This is a genomic window from Paraburkholderia sp. BCC1886 (genome assembly GCF_900996245.1).
Taxonomy (GTDB): domain Bacteria; phylum Pseudomonadota; class Gammaproteobacteria; order Burkholderiales; family Burkholderiaceae; genus Paraburkholderia.
The window spans coordinates 1-510 of sequence record NZ_CAAJGK010000097.1 but is presented as its reverse complement, the minus strand read 5'-3'; the positions used below and the strand labels follow the sequence as shown (position 1 = coordinate 510).

Sequence of the window (510 nt, the reverse complement as noted above, 5' to 3'; positions counted from 1 at the left end):
AGGTGCCCGGCTTGCGGCGATCGAGTTCGAGCTGGATGTCGGCTTCCGTCAGTTCCATTCCCGGCGGGCAGCCGTCGATCACGCAGCCGATCGCGGGACCGTGCGATTCGCCGAAGGTCGTGACAGTGAAAAGCTTGCCGAGGGTATTGCCGGACATGGGTAGCCGTTCCAGAGAAAAAGTCGGGGAAACCGCTATTATGCCAGCCGCCCCGGCCATCGCGGGAGGCGCGCCGCGCCGGGGACGGCCGCGCGACCGGCCCAGCTTTCATGAAGCCTTCACCCGCGACGACTCGGGCCGGCACGCAAGGCCCTGCCCCGCCCTTACTTGCGCGCGCCGCGCAGCTCGCTCACCGCCTGCTGCAGCAGGTCGGGCGTGGCCGCCGAGGCCGCGATCGGCTCGCCGACCGCCAGCGTCAGCCGGCTCATCGCGCCCTTGCGCATCGGCCGCGGCCAGCGCGCATCGCCATGGCGCGAGAACCAGCTGCCCCACAGCCCGCGCAATGCCATCGG

2 protein-coding genes are annotated in these 510 nt (G+C 70.8%); both read right to left on the bottom strand.

The window, feature by feature from the left end:
- Positions 1-157 (bottom strand): chorismate synthase (locus tag FQ746_RS30380; protein WP_144113519.1); only part of this gene is annotated, 157 nt, incomplete at its 3' end.
- A gap of 164 nt (positions 158-321) precedes the next feature.
- A partial coding sequence (locus FQ746_RS30375) for a hypothetical protein (RefSeq protein WP_144113517.1) occupies positions 322-510 on the bottom strand: 189 nt, incomplete at its 5' end.